Below are 17,619 nucleotides of genomic sequence, written 5' to 3'. Positions count from 1 at the left end.
ATGACCACAAGCGCTGCTCATATTCCTCAATTTCGAATTGGCCAAGGCTATGACGTCCACGCCCTTGTGGAGGGTCGCAAGCTCATTCTTGGAGGAGTTCATATCCCAAGTGATAAAGGGTTGCTAGGACACTCTGATGCGGATGCCTTATTGCACGCTTTAACGGATGCATTATTAGGTGCTGCAGGATTAAATGATATTGGCCAGCTATTCCCAGATACAGATCCTCAGTTTAAGGATATGGATAGCCGTATTCTGCTCAGAGCTGCTCTCCAGAAGGTTCAGGCAGCTGGTTTTCATGTGGGTAATGTGGATGCAACGATTATTTGTCAAAAGCCGAAATTAGCCACTTTTTTACCAGAGATGGTCCGCAATATTGCAGCAGATTTGGCCGTCACACCAAGCCACGTCAACCTCAAAGCTAAAACCAATGAATCCCTTGGGCACTTAGGGAGAGGTGAGGGCATTGCTGTCCATGCTGTAGCTTTGGTCTACAAGGCCTAAATATCCTCCATAAGCGCTAAGCATTGTAGAATGACGGTCTTTAGAGTGAAGCTTTAGCTCGGTAGTGTTTGCGGAGTTCGCGCGAGGATGGCGAAATTGGTAGACGCACCAGGTTTAGGTCCTGACGCCAGCAATGGTGTGGGGGTTCGAGTCCCCCTCCTCGCACCACAAGATTGCTACTTGGCTTGGGCTTCACATATACCGATTTTCAATTAAAAGACGAGAATGGCTGTGCAGATAGAAAATTTAGGTCAGTTAGACCGCAAAGTGACCTTAGAGTTCGCTCGTGCCGATTTGGCTAAGGCAAGAGAAGACCGTTTGGCTAAATTGGGTAAAACCTTGAAAGCTCCGGGATTCCGCCCTGGTAAAGTGCCTAAAAGTATGGTTGAAAAGCAATACGGTATGCAGGTGGATTTCGAGCTTCAGTTCGATAAAGCTTCTGAGCTCTTCTACGGATGGGCTCAAAATGAAAAAATTCTTCTGGCAGGTCAGCCACGTTTTGACCCTAAATCTGAGTTAGATGCAGATAATGTTGTATTTGAAGCGTATTTTGAAGTCTTACCTGATGTAAAAATTGGCGATTTTACTAAGTTAGAAGTCACGAAGTACACAACAGATATCTCAGATGCAGAGATCGATCGCGCCGTAGATGTCTTAAGAAAACAACAAGTTCACTACCATCCTCGCGGTGAGGCTGGTCCCCATGGCAACGGTGGTGAAAATACAGCCGCTCAAGCTGGTGACCAGGTAGTGATTGACTTTGTAGGCAAGATTGATGGCGTTGAATTCGCTGGTGGCAAAGCTGAAAATTTTGAATACGTTCTTGGTGAAGGCCGTATGCTGCCAGAGTTTGAAGCCGCTACATTGGGTCTCAAGGCGGGTGAGAGTAAGACTTTCCCATTGAGCTTCCCAGCTGATTACCACGGCAAAGAGGTAGCTGGTAAGACTGCTGATTTCACTATCACCGTGAAATCGGTGAACTGGGCTCATCTTCCTGCGATTGATGATGCATTTGCATTGTCCTTGGGGGTGACTGAAGGTGGCGTTACTAAGATGCGTCAAGAAGTAAAAGAAAATTTAGATCGCGAAACAAAGCGTCGGATTACCTCCTTGCTAAAAGGTGAGGTAATGGAAAAGCTCAATAGCATTTGCGAACTCGATACACCAAAATCCTTGGTTGCTCAAGAGCAAGAGCGTTTGGCTGAGTCTGCCCGTCAAGACTTAATCCAACGCGGAATTCCCAATGCTAAAGATGCGCCAATTCCTGCAGAGATGTTTGCTGAGCAAGCCCTCAAACGCGTTCGTCTTGGTTTGATTTTGAGCGATTTGGTTAAACAGCATAATTTGGCTGCTACTGCGGATCAAATTAAAGCGGAGATTGATGAGCAAGCCGCAACTTACGAGGATCCAAAAGAAGTAGTGCGTTGGTTCTACAGCAACCCTAGCCGCCTCAAAGATATTGAGAACCTGGTTCTTGAAAATAACGTCATTCAGTTTTTCACTTCGCAAGCTAAAGTGGTTGATAAAGCGTTAAGCTTTGAAGAGCTAAGCAAACTCAACTAAGCTACCCCAATTATTAAATAAAGGTCCCATCACATGAACCAGAATCACTTTCAATCTGAGAATTTAGAGCCAAAAGGTTTAGGTTTAGTTCCAATGGTGATTGAAACCTCTGGACGAGGTGAGAGGGCCTATGACATTTACTCTCGCTTACTTAGGGAGCGCGTTGTTTTCTTAGTTGGTGAAGTTAATGATCAAACTGCAAATTTAGTTATTGCGCAGCTGCTTTTTTTAGAGAGCGAAAACCCTGACAAAGAAATTTCTTTGTACATCAATTCACCTGGTGGTTCTGTATCCGCTGGTTTAGCAATATATGACACGATGCAGTTTATTAAGCCTCATGTAAGCACTCTGTGCATGGGTATGGCCGCGAGCATGGGTGCATTCTTGTTATGTGCTGGCGAGAAAGGTAAGCGTTATGCCTTGCCTAATTCACGCGTAATGATCCATCAGCCATTAGGTGGCGCTCGTGGGCAAGCCTCTGATATTGAAATTCAAGCTCGTGAAATTCTCTATTTACGTGAGCGTTTGAATAAAATTTTGGCTGACCGAACCGGACAAACTATTGAGACTATTGCTAAAGATACTGATCGTGATAACTTCATGTCTGCTGATCAGGCTCAAGAGTATGGCTTGATTGATAAAGTCATCGATAAGCGCCCTTAATTCTCATCACTATTTAGACGGCCATCTTGAGCGATATTAAAACTACGAATACTGCAGATAAAGTTCTGTATTGCTCTTTCTGTGGCAAAAGTCAGCATGAAGTTAAGAAGCTGATTGCTGGCCCATCCGTATTTATTTGTGATGAGTGTATTGATCTCTGCACAGACATTATTCAAGAAGAGTTGTTAAAACTGCCTAAGTTAGAGGGAGATGAGTCTTTACCAACGCCACATCAAATTCGTGAAAACCTTGATCAGTATGTCATTGGTCAAGATCACGCTAAGAAGACTTTGGCGGTAGCTGTATATAACCACTACAAGCGTCTACAGTATTTGCCAAAGCCAAAAAAAGAAAAGTTAGATAAAGACGGAAAGCCTATTGAGGTTGCCGACAAAAAAGAATCTAAAGCTCCTGCCAAAGCAATGGTCGACGGTGTTGAATTGGCAAAAAGTAATATTTTGCTGATCGGCCCAACGGGATCAGGCAAAACATTACTAGCTCAAACATTAGCGCGCATGCTGGATGTTCCTTTTGTAATGGCTGATGCAACAACATTAACCGAAGCAGGTTATGTTGGTGAAGACGTTGAAAATATTATTCAAAAGCTATTGCAAGCTTGTGACTACAACGTAGAAAAAGCGCAACGCGGAATTGTATACATCGACGAGATTGATAAGATCTCTCGAAAGTCGGACAACCCATCCATTACTCGTGATGTATCGGGTGAGGGCGTTCAACAAGCTCTGTTGAAGTTGGTTGAAGGAACTATGGCTTCTGTGCCTCCGCAAGGTGGCCGCAAGCATCCCAACCAAGATTTCTTGCAGGTTGATACTACTAATATCTTATTTATTTGTGGGGGTGCTTTTGATGGACTTGAGAAAGTTATTCAGCAGCGCACTGCCAAGACTGGCATTGGATTTAATGCTACTGTCCCAGGTAAAGATGATCGCGGCGTAAGCGACCTCTTAATCGAGGTGGAGCCAGAGGATTTAATTAAGTTTGGCCTTATTCCAGAGTTGATTGGTCGTTTGCCAGTTGTAGCCACTTTGGCTCAATTGGATGAAACAGCCCTGATCCAGATTTTGACTGAGCCTAAGAATGCCTTGGTTAAGCAATATCAGGCACTCTTGACTATGGAGGGTTCTGAACTTGAAGTCCGGCCAGCCGCACTATCAGCCATTGCCAAGAAAGCTATTGCACGCAAGACTGGTGCTAGAGGCCTACGTTCCATTCTCGAGGGTTCACTCATGGATGTGATGTATGACCTGCCTTCCCTAAAGAATGTGCAAAAAGTTGTTATCGATGAAAGCACTATTGCCGAGGGTGGTAAGCCTATCTTGGTATACAAACAAGGTGACGAATCTACAGAATTGAGTAAAAAAGCCTAATTTTTAGTATTTTTTGGTCTTTTCGGTGGTTTTTGGCACACTTTTCGCATATTTCCCCCTTGTTTTTCACTTGGTGCTACCCATATAGGTAGTATCCTATTCCTAAATTAGGTCCGTATCTAGTGGTACGGCCTTTTTAGAGATTTTTACGGAATGACTATTTTGGAGGAATTGCCCCATGCCTGGCCACTTATTACTACCCTCTGAACCTATTCAACTGCCTCTGCTTCCCTTGAGAGATGTTGTAGTTTTTCCCCATATGGTTATCCCTTTATTTGTTGGTCGCCCTAAATCAATCAAAGCGCTTGAGGCCGCTATGGAAACTGGCAAGAATGTGTTGCTAGTTGCCCAAAAGACTGCTGCCAAGGATGAGCCCAGTGTTGAGGATCTATATGAGGTTGGCTGTATCGCGAATATTCTGCAAATGCTTAAGCTGCCTGATGGCACTGTTAAGGTTCTGGTTGAGGGTGTTCAGCGCGCTGAAGTAAGTCAGGTTGAAGATAGCCAAGGGTATTTTGGATGTGAAGCTACGCCAACTCCAATGACCGCCTTAGATGCTCATGAGACTGAAGCATTGCGTCGTGCGATCATGGCTCAGTTTGATCAGTATGTAAAACTCAATAAAAAGGTTCCTCAAGAAATTCTTTCATCACTTGGTGGAATTGACGATCCTAGTCGTTTAGCAGATACGATATGCGCGCACCTGCCGGTTAAGCTTGAGCAAAAGCAGCGTTTACTTGAGATGACTGATGTAGTTCAGCGCTTAGAAAGTCTATTAGCTGACCTTGAAAGTGAGATTGACATCTTACAAGTTGAGAAGCGTATTCGTGGACGCGTAAAACGTCAGATGGAGAAGAGTCAGCGTGAGTATTACCTGAATGAACAAGTCAAAGCTATTCAGAAAGAATTAGGTGAGGGTGAAGAGGGTGCCGATCTCGAAGAATTAGAGAAGCGCATTAAAGCTGCTCGCATGCCTAAGGAAGCATTGAAGAAAGCCGAGTCTGAGTTGAAAAAACTCAAACTCATGTCTCCAATGTCTGCTGAAGCAACAGTGATTCGCAATTTCATTGACACCTTAGTTTCTCTGCCTTGGAAGAAAAAAACTAAGATCAATAATGATTTGGCTAATGCTGAAAAAGTATTGGATGAAGATCACTATGGACTTGATAAAGTTAAAGAGCGTATTTTGGAATATCTTGCAGTTCAACAACGCGTTGACCGTGTTAAGGCTCCGATCCTTTGTTTGGTTGGACCTCCTGGTGTTGGTAAAACTTCGCTCGGTCAATCTATTGCACGAGCCACAAACCGTAAGTTTGTGCGCATGGCATTGGGTGGTGTACGTGATGAATCTGAAATTCGCGGTCATCGACGTACCTATATTGGATCTATGCCCGGCAAGATTCTTTCGAGCTTGACCAAAGTAGGCGTTCGCAATCCTTTATTTCTTCTAGACGAAGTCGATAAAATGGGCATGGATTTCCGTGGCGATCCTGCTAGTGCCTTGCTGGAAGTTTTGGATCCAGAGCAAAATCACACCTTCCAAGATCACTATGTCGAAGTTGATTTTGATCTCTCGGATGTGATGTTTGTTGCCACATCAAACTCATTAAATATTCCTGGTCCTTTATTGGATCGCTTGGAAATTATTCGTCTTGCGGGCTATACAGAGGATGAGAAAACCAGTATTGCAATCAATTATCTTATTCCCAAGCAGATTAAAAATAATGGCCTCAAGAAGGATGAGTTAAAGATTGAGGAATCTGCTGTTCGAGGCATGATTCGTTATTACACTCGAGAAGCTGGTGTTCGTTCCTTAGAGCGTGAAATTAGTAAGATCTGCCGCAAGGTAGTGAAGCTATTGCTGCTCAAGAAGGAGGCTGCACCAATTACTGTGAATGCTGACAATCTAGAAAAGTTCCTATCTGTGAAGATGTATGACTTTGGTCTTGCTGCCAAGGAGAATCAAGTTGGCCAGGTAACTGGTTTAGCTTGGACTGAAGTTGGTGGTGATTTATTAACTATTGAAGCCGCAGTCATGCCTGGTAAAGGGGTGATTACTCGGACCGGCTCCATTGGTGATGTAATGAAAGAATCTGTCGAGGCCGCAAAAACGGTTGTTCGTTCCAGAGCTAGAGCCTTGGGGATCCCGGATGAAGCTTTTGAGAAAAAAGATATTCATATCCACTTCCCAGACGGTGCGACCCCAAAGGATGGTCCATCTGCAGGTATCGCAATCACGACAGCTTTGGTATCGGTCTTTACAGGCATTCCAATCCGCTCTGATGTGGCAATGACTGGCGAGATCACATTGCGCGGCGAGGTGCTTCCGATTGGCGGCTTAAAAGAAAAGTTATTGGCAGCCCACCGCGGCGGTATCAAGTTAGCTTTAATTCCAGAAGAAAATATCAAAGACTTGATCGATATTCCTGATAACGTAAAGAATGCGATTGAAATTGTCCCAGTTCGCTGGATTGATAAAGTTCTTGAGTTGGCATTAGAGCGAAAACCAGTGGCCTTATCCGATCCAACGCCAGAGGAGCTTGCAAAAAAGGCTGCTGAAGCCAGTAAAGCCAATGAAAAGATTTCTTCTGGAGAGGTCTTAAAGCATTGATGAATAGGGATGCGTGAGGGGTTTTAAGTCAAATTGAGCGCTAAATTGAATTCCTTTTTGATGCGGAATCCCTCCTTTATTTCTACACTAGGTTACAATCTTGTCTGTATTAACTTGGGGCGCTTAGCTCAGATGGTAGAGCGTCTGCCTTACACGCAGAATGTCGGCGGTTCGATCCCGTCAGCGCCCACCAGTTTCCCAATTTTTATTTGCATTTCTTCTCGCAGGCTTTCTAGATTCTCTAGACCTTCAGCCTATTACACTCGCATCATTGACTTTATTTCGAGCGATTAATTCATGTTTGATTCAGTACGTAAAAACCAAAAAATTCTACAGCTTGCCTTGATGTTGATCATCATCCCTTCTTTTGCACTATTTGGAATATCAAGCTATTCCGAGTTTATGGATAAAGAAACCGATATCGTAAAGGTTAACGGTAAGCCTATTACAGCTCAAGAAGTTGAGACTGCAGCCAAGCGCCAGGTAGAGCGAGTTGGTGGAAATATGCAAATTGCCCAAAGTCTACCTTTTCGTGAAGCCATTCTTAACGAATTACTTCAACAGCGTATTTTAGGTTTTGCGGTTGGCGATCTGCGTTTGCAAGTCGGCAAGCAGGAGCTGGTTAATAGCCTACAAAAGATTCCACAGATTCGCGCTTTATATCGTCAAGACGGTACTTTTGATGATGTTCGCTTTAAACAGTTACTTGCAAGCAATGGTATGAATGAAGAACAGTTTTATGCTGGCCAAAGTTTTGACTTGAAAATTCAACAGCTAGTCAATTCAGTGGCTCGCACAGAATTAGCCAGTCCAAAGTTATCGGCAATAGTTTCATCCTTATATGAAACTGAAAGACAAGTACAGACTTTGCAGTTCAATGCAAAAGACTATCTATCAAAAGTTAATCCAAGCCCTGAAGAGCTGCAATCTTTTTATGAGGCTAACGCTAAATTATTTGAGACTCCTGAATATATCGATGTGGAATATATTGTTCTCAAGGCTGATCCTAAAGAGGATCCTAAGACTTTTAATGAAAAAGCAGATCAGTTTGCCAATATGACTTACGATCAATCCGATAGTCTCAAGCCAGCCGCAGACAAATTGAAGCTCAGTATTCAAACTCAGAAGGGTGTGACACGTAGTGGAGCTGCTGGTGTGTCTAAGGATCATCCTTTGGCCAATCCAAAGGTAGTGCAGTCACTTTATGGAGATGAGGCTCTTAAGAACAAGCGTAACACTGAAGCCGTGCAAATATCTCCAGGTGTATTTGTTTCTGCAAGGGTGCTAACTTTCCATTCCGCTCAAATCCTCCCTTTTAAAGATGTTGCTGCAGAAGTGAAGCGACAGGTGAGTCAGCGCGCTGCTGTGAAGCTGGCTAATTCCGCTGCTAGTGAGAAATTAGCTAATCTTGAAATGGATCCAAAAAATACAGCTGGTTTTAGTGGTTCAAGCTGGATTTCACGAAATAAACCTGGCGGCTTAGTAGGGCCTTCAATGGATGAAGTGATGTCCGTGAGTGTCAATAAATTACCAGCTGTAGTTGCGGTTACTAATCCTGGCGTAGGTACGACAATTTATCGCATTGATCAGGTTCGTCAACCGGCATCGATGGATGCAAAGGTTTATAAGGCACAGGCTCAACAAATCCAAGCTCTGGCTGCACAGTCTGAATTTGCAGGATTTATGGGCTACTGGCGTAACGGCGCTGATGTTAAAGTGATTAATCCGCTTAAGCAGGCAAATTCAGGTAGCGCTGGTAGCTAATCCTAAGGTATTTTTTTCAGCAAGTTACTGTATGGGGCCATTGAGCTCCATACATTTCTGAATATAGTGCTTTGCGCTTCAACATTTGGATGTAATCGATCTGCCTGAAATAATTCTGGTTTGCTTGCAACGCCCTCTAAGAAAAAAGGAAGTAATTCAACTTGCTCTTGTTGAGCTAATTGAGGGTAGAGCTGTTTAAATTGCATGGTGTAGGTTTGGCCATAGTTGGAGGGAATCTGGATACCGCACAGCAAGACCTTAGCGCCGGATTTTTTACTGATCTGAATCATCTTGCGTAGATTTATTTCGGTTTGACTTACTGCTAACCCGCGCAGAGCATCGTTTGCTCCTAGCTCAATCACGACGATTCCAGGTTTTTTTTGACTAAGAAGGCTGGGGAGCCGAGTGAGTCCACCCGAACTGGTTTCGCCGCTAATGCTTGCATTAAATACAGTCCAAGGACTTTTGTCCTTAATCAACTGCTCTTCGAGTATGCGAACCCATCCGGTACCGCGTGGTATGCCGTATTCAGCGGACAGGCTATCCCCCAAAACCAAAACTACTGGTTTTACTTGTGCCCAAGAAGAAATAGCCATTAACAGGCAAAATAGACCTGTTATTAATTTGTTAACAGTTAAAAGCTGAACCCGCATATTTCCACTCTAGAAAAATTCACATGAACAAACAGTCTAATTCCATTGTTGCCGATCATGTTGGCAAGCTGGTCAAAACGGCTGATGGCGACCTTGAGATTTTGCATGATCTTAGCTTTCAAATAGAGCATGGAGAAAGTGTTGCGATTGTGGGGGCATCTGGCTCTGGAAAAAGCACTTTGTTGAGCCTCCTAGCCGGATTGGATCTACCAAGCTCAGGTCAGATCAACTTAATGGGGCAGAACCTCAATCAGCTAGATGAGGATGGCAGAGCACGTTTACGGGGCCAGTATATAGGCTTTGTTTTTCAATCATTCCATCTCTTGCCGCACTTAACTGCCCTAGAAAACGTTATGCTTCCTTTAGAGATGGCTGGTGTCGTTCAAGCTGAGGCTAAGTTAGCCGCCTTTCAATGGCTTGAAAAGGTTGGTCTCGGGCTCAGGGCAAATCATTTCCCAAAGACCCTATCTGGCGGCGAACAACAGCGTGTAGCCTTGGCTCGAGCCTTTATTAATAAACCTGCAATTCTCTTTGCAGATGAGCCCACTGGAAGTCTAGATGAGATAAGCGGAAATAGGGTGATAGAGCTCCTTTTTGAATTAAATCGGGAGAATTCCTCAACCCTGGTTCTGGTAACTCATGATCCAGCCCTAGCTGCTCGGTGCGGACGTCAATTAAACCTTCATGGCGGACGCCTGGCCTAATCAAAACCTTATAATCTTGGGATGTCATCATTCTGTTGCTTGCCCGGGGCAAATGCCCTTTCAGTCTTCCGCCAACAGCGACTTTTAGCCTCGCTCGCAGCCCAGGGAGTTCAACTTGAGTCTATTGAGGCTCAATATCTTCATTTCATTTGGTCTGAGTCTGAAATCATAGCCAAAGATGGAGAGGTTCTCAAAAGTCTTCTGACTTATGGTCAACCTTTCGCGTCGCAAATGAAAGAGGGCGGCTCCTTGTTTGGTAAGCCTGCTGATAAGCAATCTGTGATTTCCATTCCCCGTTTCGGCACAGTTTCTCCATGGGCTAGCAAAGCTACCGATATTGCTCGTCAATGTGGCCTTCACATTTTACGTATTGAGCGAGGCGTTCAATACACATGGCAAAGTAAAAAATCTCTCAATTCTGAACAAATACAACTGGTATTAGCGTCTGTTCATGATCGGATGACTGAGCTTGTTATTAACGAGGTCGATGAGGCATCAGCCTTGTATCAATCTCTGCCTGATAGGCCTTTTATCCGAATCCCAATTCTCACAGAGGGTAGATCTGCATTAGATAAAGCCAATCAAGAATTAGGTCTTGCACTCTCAGAGGATGAAATCCTGTATTTGGTTGAGAATTTCATCCGCTTAGAGCGCAACCCTAGTGATGTTGAATTAATAATGTTTGCTCAAGCAAATAGTGAGCATTGTCGCCACAAGATATTTAATTCTAGCTGGACGATTGATGGCGATGATCAAGAGAAATCACTGTTTGCCATGATTCGCAACACACATCAATTGCAGCCTGAAGGTACGATTGTTGCCTACTCTGACAACTCGGCAGTAATGGTGGGATCCGAGTCGGAAACTTGGTCACCAAAAGGTCAGGACCGACGCTACGAAAAAGACACTCGCTTGGTGCATACCTTGATGAAGGTGGAGACGCATAATCATCCAACAGCGATTGCACCGTTCCCGGGCGCCTCTACTGGTGCTGGTGGTGAGATTCGAGATGAGGGTGCTACTGGTGTTGGTGGACGACCTAAGGCTGGCCTAACAGGCTTCTCAGTATCCAATCTCCATATTCCTGGAACTGATCTACCTTGGGAAGCGGAGAAATATGGCAAGCCCGAACGCATTGCCACTCCACTACAAATTATGATCGATGGCCCATTGGGTGGAGCTGCTTTTAATAATGAATTTGGCCGCCCTATTTTAGGTGGTTATTTCAGGGTATTTGAACAAACTCTAGAAGGGGTACGTCGCGGCTATCACAAACCAATCATGATTGCCGGTGGTATCGGCAGTATTGATTCAATTCATACGACAAAAAAACAAATTAAAGCAGGACACCTGTTTATTCAATTGGGTGGTCCTGGCATGAAGATTGGTATGGGCGGCGCAACTGGTAGCTCTGTTGCAACTGGAACAAATACTGCTGATTTAGATTTTGATTCTGTCCAGCGTGGCAATCCTGAAATGGAGCGTCGCGCGCAAGAAGTCATTAATTCTTGTATTGCGATGGGTCAGAGAAATCCGATTGTATCGATCCACGACGTCGGTGCTGGTGGTATCTCAAATGCATTCCCAGAGCTTGCTGATGGGGCTGGCTTGGGTGCACAATTTCAATTGCGTAACGTCCCACTTGAGGAGAGTGGTATGAGTCCTGCGGAGATTTGGTGTAACGAATCTCAAGAGCGCTATGTTCTCGCAATTGAATCTAATGATCTGGAGCTTTTTAAATCACTCTGCGAGCGCGAGCGTTGCCCATTTGCTGTGGTCGGTGAGGCAACTACTGAGCGACAACTCCAGCTGAGTGACAACAAAGAGCTTGCTGGTAGTGATTCTGCCATGCCAATTGATATGCCAATGGAAGTATTGCTTGGAAAGCCTCCACGTATGCATCGCGATGTAAAACGCGTTGCTCAAGAATTTGATGAGCTTGATGTCACTGATGCTGATTTAGCCCAATGCATTGCTTGGGTTTTACAGCAACCAACTGTTGCCAGTAAGTCATTTTTAATTACTATTGGTGACCGTACTGTTGGCGGCCTTAATGCGCGAGACCCATTCGTTGGTCCTTGGCAAGTGCCTGTTGCCGACTGCGCAGTTACCTTAATGGATTACAAGGGCTATCGTGGTGAAGCGATGTCCATGGGTGAGCGAACCCCGTTGGCTGTAATGGATGCTCCAGCTGCAGCCAAAATAGCTGTTGGTGAGGCTATTACTAATTTATTGGCTGCAGATATTCGTCGCTTAGAAGATGTCAAGCTCTCTGCCAACTGGATGGCTGCTTGCGGTTCGCCAGGCGAGGATGCAAAGTTGTATGACTCAGTCAAAGCAATTGGTATGGAATTGTGCCCAGCCCTTGGCATTTCGATACCTGTCGGCAAAGATTCCTTATCCATGGCTACAGCATGGCAAGAGGGTGATCATGCCAAGAAAGTGGTTTCACCTGTTTCATTAATCATTTCTGCTTTTGCTGCAGTTCAAGACGTTCGTAAAACTACAATACCTTTACTGCAGCTCAAGGATGAGTCTGGCGCAGCCTTAGAAACTGAATTAATTTTGATTGATTTAGGTCGCGGCAAAAATCGCATGGCTGGTAGTATTTTGGCGCAAGTGCTTAACCAATCTGGCCATTCGGCCCCGAATGTAGATCACCCGGAGGATCTAAAAGCATTGGCTACTGCCGTCATTGAGTTGCGTCAGAGAAATCAATTATTGGCTTATCACGATCGTTCCGACGGTGGTTTATTTGCCTGTATCGCGGAGATGGCTTTTGCATCGCATACCGGTATCTCTATGAATGTTGACATGATTGCGGTAGATGTAGGCCAAGAGGCTGATTGGGGCGATGCCAAGAATTGGGCGCAACAAGTTTCTGGTCGACGTCACGAACAAACCATGCGCGCTTTATTTAATGAGGAGCTGGGAGCAGTGATTCAGATTCGCAAATCAGATCGAGACGCCGTATTTGCTCTTCTGCGCAGGTTGAATCTTAGTGCTTGCAGTCACGTCATTGCAAAGCCAAACACTAATGGGCGCATTGAAGTTTGGCGTGATGCTAAAAATATCTTTGCTGAGCCACGTGAAGTGCTACAAAAGATATGGGCTAATACTAGCTATCAGATTGCTCGTTTAAGAGATAACCCAGACTGTGCTGATAGTGAGTTTTCTCTGCTGGATGATATTGCTGATGCAGGTATGTCTCCCCGGTTGACATTTGATATTGCTGAGGATGTTTCCGCGCCATTCATCAATAAGAATGCCCGTCCTAAAGTGGCTATTTTGCGTGAGCAGGGCGTAAATTCTCATGTAGAAATGGCTTATGCAGTGAACTGGGCAGGCTTTGATAGCTATGACGTTCATATGTCAGACTTGCTTGCTGGAAAGGCAGCATTAGATAATTTCCGCGGATTAATAGCCTGTGGTGGATTTAGTTATGGAGATGTCTTGGGGGCAGGTGAAGGCTGGGCAAAAACCATTCTCTTCAATAGTCAATTGCGTGATCAGTTCTCTACATTTTTTGGCCGTCAAGATAGTTTTGCATTGGGCGTCTGTAATGGATGTCAAATGATGAGTAATCTGGCTGCAATTATCCCGGGAGCAGAAGCTTGGCCTAAATTTACCCGAAATCAATCCGAGCAATATGAAGCTCGCTTGGTGATGGCCGAGGTGATGGCATCACCATCGATTTTTACCCAAGGCATGACTGGAAGTCAGTTGCCGATAGCGATTGCTCATGGCGAGGGTTTTGCCAATTTTAGCCAGCAAGGCAATTTAGAGGTGTTGCAGAAACAGGGATTGCTAGCTCTACGTTTTGTAGATCACCAAGGCAATCCAACCGAAACCTATCCTATGAACCCGAATGGCTCTCCTGGCGGTTTGACTGGGGTTACTACTCCAGACGGTCGCTTCACCGTCATGATGCCTCATCCTGAGCGTGTATTTAGAGCAGTGCAGATGAGCTGGGCTCCGAAAGAATGGTTGGATACCCCTGATGGAGCTAGCCCATGGATGCGTTTGTTCCGTAACGCTAGGTTCTGGGCTAAGTAATATATGCCAGATGAATTCATGGCTATGGAGCCAGTCACGTTTTCTGAAAGTGGTGGTGTACGCTATCTGCACTTTGGTAGCGAGTTAATTCAAGGTGCGATGCGTATCCGTGATCCGGATGAGATTTATCTGGAGTACAACCAGCAGATGATGGCTTGGCTTCTTTTTTTGGAGACTAAGCCGGGCATGCGTATTGCTCAACTTGGCTTAGGCACTGGTGCGCTCACAAAGTTTGCTCACCGCTATTGCCCGGCAGTCAAAACAACGGTTGTTGAGCTAAATCCCGCTGTGATTGTATCGGCCCGTAGCATGTTTTTTACGCCTGATGATGATCGCCGTCTGGAGACCTTGCAAATAGACGCTAAAGCGTTCGTTCAAAATATAAAACTCCAGAATCATTTTGATGCAGTTCAAGTTGATTTATATGACGCAATTTGTGATGGGCCTGCAGCCAGCTCTTTAGACTTTTATAAGGGTTGTTACAACATTCTGAAATCACCCGGCGTTTTAACTGTGAACTTATTTTCACGTCACAAAAGTTTTGACATTAATTTGAATCATATTTGTGAGGCATTTGATAACCGTGTCCTGCTCTTTCCGGAATCACATGATTGCAATGTAGTGGCTATTGCTTTTAAAGGTCCGCAGTTGGATGTGGAGTGGAAAGAAGTCTCTAAGCGTGCAAAATTAATCATGGAGAAGACAGGCTTACCAACCAATGCTTGGGTATCTGGACTGCATCGCGAAAATGCGCATCAAGAAAACAAACTGTCTATTTAATAACAGATGGTTAATAAAAAAGGCGATCTATTGATCGCCTTTTTTAACGCCTCAAACTTCAGGGCTTAATACTATTTAGACTGTGACAGTGTCAGCAACATCGCTGAATGACTTAATCTTGTCAAAACTCATGTAACGATACACTTCAGCAGATTTTGCATTTAGTGACTCAACTTGCTCAAGGTATTCCTTTGGAGTTGGAAGTCTACCCAGTAAGGCTGCGACAGATGCTAATTCCGCTGATGCCAGGAATACACGTGTGTCTATACCTAAGCGATTGGGGAAGTTTCGTGTCGAAGTTGAAACAGCGGTAGATCCTTTGCGAATTTGGGCTTGATTACCCATGCACAAAGAACAACCGGGACTTTCCATGCGCGCACCTGCTGCACCTAACATTCCGTAGTAACCTTCCTCCATCAGAATCATTGCATCCATCTTGGTTGGAGGTGCTACCCACAGGCGTGTTGGCATATCTTTCTTGCCTTGTAATACTTGGCCAGCAGCACGGAAGTGGCCGATATTAGTCATGCATGAGCCGATAAAGACTTCATCGATTTTCTCTCCAGCAACCTCAGACAAGTACTTCACATCATCTGGATCGTTAGGGCATGCCAAGATCGGCTCTTTAATTTCATTCATATCGATTTCGATAATCTCAGCATAGTCAGCATTGGCGTCCGCTTTAAGCAATTCAGGTTTAGCAATCCATGCCTCCATTGCCTTAATCCGGCGACTAAGCGTACGCTTATCTTCATATCCATTGGCGATCATCCATTTCATTAAAGTGATGTTGGAGCGCATGTATTCAATGATTGGCTCTTTGTTCAGATGAACAGTGCAACCACCAGCAGAGCGTTCAGCAGAGGAATCTGATAATTCAAACGCTTGCTCAACTTTTAAGTCTGGTAAACCTTCTATTTCTACAATTCGGCCGGAAAACACGTTTACTTTTCCTTGCTTTTCTACGGTTAAGAGACCGCGTTTAATTGCAAATAGGGGGATTGCGTTTACCAAATCACGCAAAGTAATGCCAGGCTGCATTTTGCCTTTAAAGCGCACCAATACAGATTCAGGCATGTCTAAGGGCATCACCCCTGTAGCGGCAGCAAAAGCAACCAAGCCAGAACCGCCAGGGAAAGAAATGCCAATTGGGAAACGTGTGTGACTATCGCCGCCGGTTCCGCAGGTGTCTGGCAACAATAGGCGATTTAACCAACTATGAATCACGCCGTCACCTGGGCGCAACGAAACCCCACCGCGATTAGTCATGAATGGTGGTAACTCATGTTGAGTCAAAATATCAACTGGTTTTGGATATGCCGATGTATGGCAGAAAGATTGCATCACGAGTTCGGATGAGAATCCAAGGCATGCCAGATCTTTCAATTCATCGCGTGTCATTGTGCCGGTAGTATCTTGTGAGCCTACAGTAGTCATGCGTGGCTCGCAATATGTACCTGGTCTAACACCTTGACCTTCGGGTAAGCCGCAAGCGCGACCCACAATCTTTTGGGCAAGGCTAAAACCCTTCTTATTATCGGGAGGGCTAACAGGCACGCGGAATTCAGTAGATGCAGGCAAGCCTAGGGCAGCTCTAGCTTTGGCAGTTAATCCACGACCAATGATTAAAGGGATACGGCCGCCAGCCCTTACCTCATCCAAAATAACAGGGGACTTTAGAGTAAAGGTAGTAATCTCACTGCCATTCTTCAGTACTTTGCCTTCATAGGGGCGTAATTCAATTTCATCGCCCATGCTCAGTTGAGAGACATCTAATTCAATTGGTAGTGCACCAGAATCTTCCATTGTATTGAAAAAGATTGGCGCAATATTTCCACCAAGACAGACCCCACCAAAGCGCTTATTGGGTACAAACGGGATATCTTGACCGGTCCACCATAAGACAGAATTTGTTGCTGATTTACGTGATGAGCCGGTACCAACTACATCGCCAACATAGGCAATTTGGTTGCCCTTCTTCTGTAGCTCAGCAATTTGTTTCATCGGCCCACGAACGCCGCTCTCATCAGGATTAATTCCTGGGCGGGGGTTCTTTAGCATCATCGTTGCATGCAATGGAATATCAGCACGACTCCAAGCATCAGGGGCGGGAGAGAGGTCATCTGTATTGGTCTCACCGGTAACTTTAAATACTGTGAGCTTCATACTGTCAGGAACAGCCGGACGACTTGTAAACCATTCGGCATCTGCCCAACTCTGCATTACTTCCTTAGCTTGCTTATTTCCCTTTTCAGCAAGCTCTTGTACATCATTGAAGTAATCAAACATGAGCAATGTATTTTTTAGGGCTGTAGCAGCTGTTGCTCCACATTCAGCATCCTCCAAAAGCTCCACTAACGGCTTGATGTTGTATCCACCAAGCATAGTACCCAAGAGTTCTGTTGCCTTGATGCGTGAAATTAATGGTGATTTTTCTGTGCCTTTGGCAACAGCATCTAAAAACTCAGCTTTTGCTTTAGCAGCCTCATCAACGCCAGCAGGAACTCGATTGGTAATCATTTCGAGCAATTCCGCCTCTTTACCTTTAGGGGGATTCTTAAGCAAGCCAATGAGTTCGGCAGTTTGGTCTTTAGTAAGGGGAAGGGCTGGTATTCCAAGGACTGCGCGTTGGGCAACTTGGGCGTTGTAGGCTTCTAGCATCGTGTTTCCTATTGGGTAAGAGTTATCAACAGTAAAGCTAAGCAGGGTTTATTACCCTAACCGGCTTATTGTAATTGCTAATTCATGTCTTATATAAGACTTAATTGTCAAAAATTCTTAAAAAATTAGTAAAAAAGAGATGAAAACACCCTTTTTGAGGGATTTAAGAAGAATTTGGGTATGTGCTCTGAGATGGAGGGTTTGATCTTATTCATCCTGCGATATCGCTTGACTCAAAAAATGAGAACTAATTATCCATAAGTTGACCGATA

11 protein-coding genes and 2 tRNA genes are annotated in these 17,619 nt (G+C 44.7%); 11 read left to right on the top strand and 2 right to left on the bottom strand.

Annotated elements, in window-relative coordinates:
- The 8 genes from ispF (at position 1) to ICN43_RS07175 (ending at position 8,493) form a co-directional block, all read left to right on the top strand.
- A complete protein-coding gene (gene ispF, locus ICN43_RS07210) occupies positions 1-504 on the top strand; it encodes a 2-C-methyl-D-erythritol 2,4-cyclodiphosphate synthase (RefSeq protein ID WP_216198194.1) in 504 nt (167 codons plus the stop codon).
- Positions 505-585: 81 nt separating this feature from the next.
- Positions 586-672: transfer RNA gene (locus ICN43_RS07205), tRNA-Leu, on the top strand.
- Positions 673-729: 57 nt separating this feature from the next.
- Positions 730-2,067, top strand: coding sequence for a trigger factor (gene tig, locus ICN43_RS07200; protein WP_216198193.1), 1,338 nt, complete (start codon positions 730-732; stop codon positions 2,065-2,067).
- Between the two features lie 33 nt (positions 2,068-2,100).
- The gene (gene clpP, locus ICN43_RS07195) at positions 2,101-2,730 is read left to right on the top strand and encodes an ATP-dependent Clp endopeptidase proteolytic subunit ClpP (protein WP_216198191.1); all 630 of its coding nucleotides are present in this window, start codon (positions 2,101-2,103) and stop codon (positions 2,728-2,730) included.
- Between the two features lie 26 nt (positions 2,731-2,756).
- Positions 2,757-4,118 carry an ATP-dependent Clp protease ATP-binding subunit ClpX gene (clpX, locus tag ICN43_RS07190; protein ID WP_216198188.1) on the top strand — a complete coding sequence of 454 codons (1,362 nt, stop codon included), beginning with the start codon at positions 2,757-2,759 and terminating at the stop codon, positions 4,116-4,118.
- Between the two features lie 178 nt (positions 4,119-4,296).
- Positions 4,297-6,729, top strand: coding sequence for an endopeptidase La (lon, locus tag ICN43_RS07185; RefSeq protein ID WP_216198186.1), 2,433 nt, complete (start codon positions 4,297-4,299; stop codon positions 6,727-6,729).
- Positions 6,730-6,846: 117 nt separating this feature from the next.
- A tRNA-Val gene (locus ICN43_RS07180) sits at positions 6,847-6,922 on the top strand.
- 104 nt (positions 6,923-7,026) lie between these two features.
- Positions 7,027-8,493 carry a peptidylprolyl isomerase gene (locus tag ICN43_RS07175; RefSeq protein ID WP_216198184.1) on the top strand — a complete coding sequence of 489 codons (1,467 nt, stop codon included), beginning with the start codon at positions 7,027-7,029 and terminating at the stop codon, positions 8,491-8,493.
- 2 nt (positions 8,494-8,495) lie between these two features.
- On the opposite strand, the gene ICN43_RS07170 is transcribed toward ICN43_RS07175, so the two are convergent.
- Positions 8,496-9,146, bottom strand: a complete 651-nt coding sequence (locus ICN43_RS07170; RefSeq protein WP_216198182.1) for an arylesterase — start codon at positions 9,144-9,146, stop codon at positions 8,496-8,498.
- 23 nt (positions 9,147-9,169) lie between these two features.
- Between ICN43_RS07170 and ICN43_RS07165 the strand changes: the two genes are divergently transcribed.
- From ICN43_RS07165 to ICN43_RS07155, 3 genes are read left to right on the top strand one after another with little or no spacing between them, the layout of a single operon-like run.
- Positions 9,170-9,850 carry an ABC transporter ATP-binding protein gene (locus ICN43_RS07165; RefSeq protein ID WP_216198179.1) on the top strand — a complete coding sequence of 227 codons (681 nt, stop codon included), beginning with the start codon at positions 9,170-9,172 and terminating at the stop codon, positions 9,848-9,850.
- 21 nt (positions 9,851-9,871) lie between these two features.
- The gene (gene purL, locus ICN43_RS07160; protein WP_216198178.1) at positions 9,872-13,906 is read left to right on the top strand and encodes a phosphoribosylformylglycinamidine synthase; all 4,035 of its coding nucleotides are present in this window, start codon (positions 9,872-9,874) and stop codon (positions 13,904-13,906) included.
- Positions 13,907-13,909: 3 nt separating this feature from the next.
- Positions 13,910-14,686, top strand: a complete 777-nt coding sequence (locus ICN43_RS07155; protein ID WP_255533460.1) for a spermidine synthase — start codon at positions 13,910-13,912, stop codon at positions 14,684-14,686.
- Between the two features lie 75 nt (positions 14,687-14,761).
- On the opposite strand, the gene ICN43_RS07150 is transcribed toward ICN43_RS07155, so the two are convergent.
- Positions 14,762-17,347, bottom strand: a complete 2,586-nt coding sequence (locus tag ICN43_RS07150) for a bifunctional aconitate hydratase 2/2-methylisocitrate dehydratase (RefSeq protein ID WP_216198176.1) — start codon at positions 17,345-17,347, stop codon at positions 14,762-14,764.
- Positions 17,348-17,619 lie beyond the last annotated feature (272 nt).

This window comes from Polynucleobacter sp. UK-Mo-2m-Kol15, assembly GCF_018881505.1.
GTDB lineage: Bacteria > Pseudomonadota > Gammaproteobacteria > Burkholderiales > Burkholderiaceae > Polynucleobacter.
The sequence above is the reverse complement of the archived record's forward strand: the minus strand, read 5'-3'. Positions and strand labels throughout refer to the sequence as shown.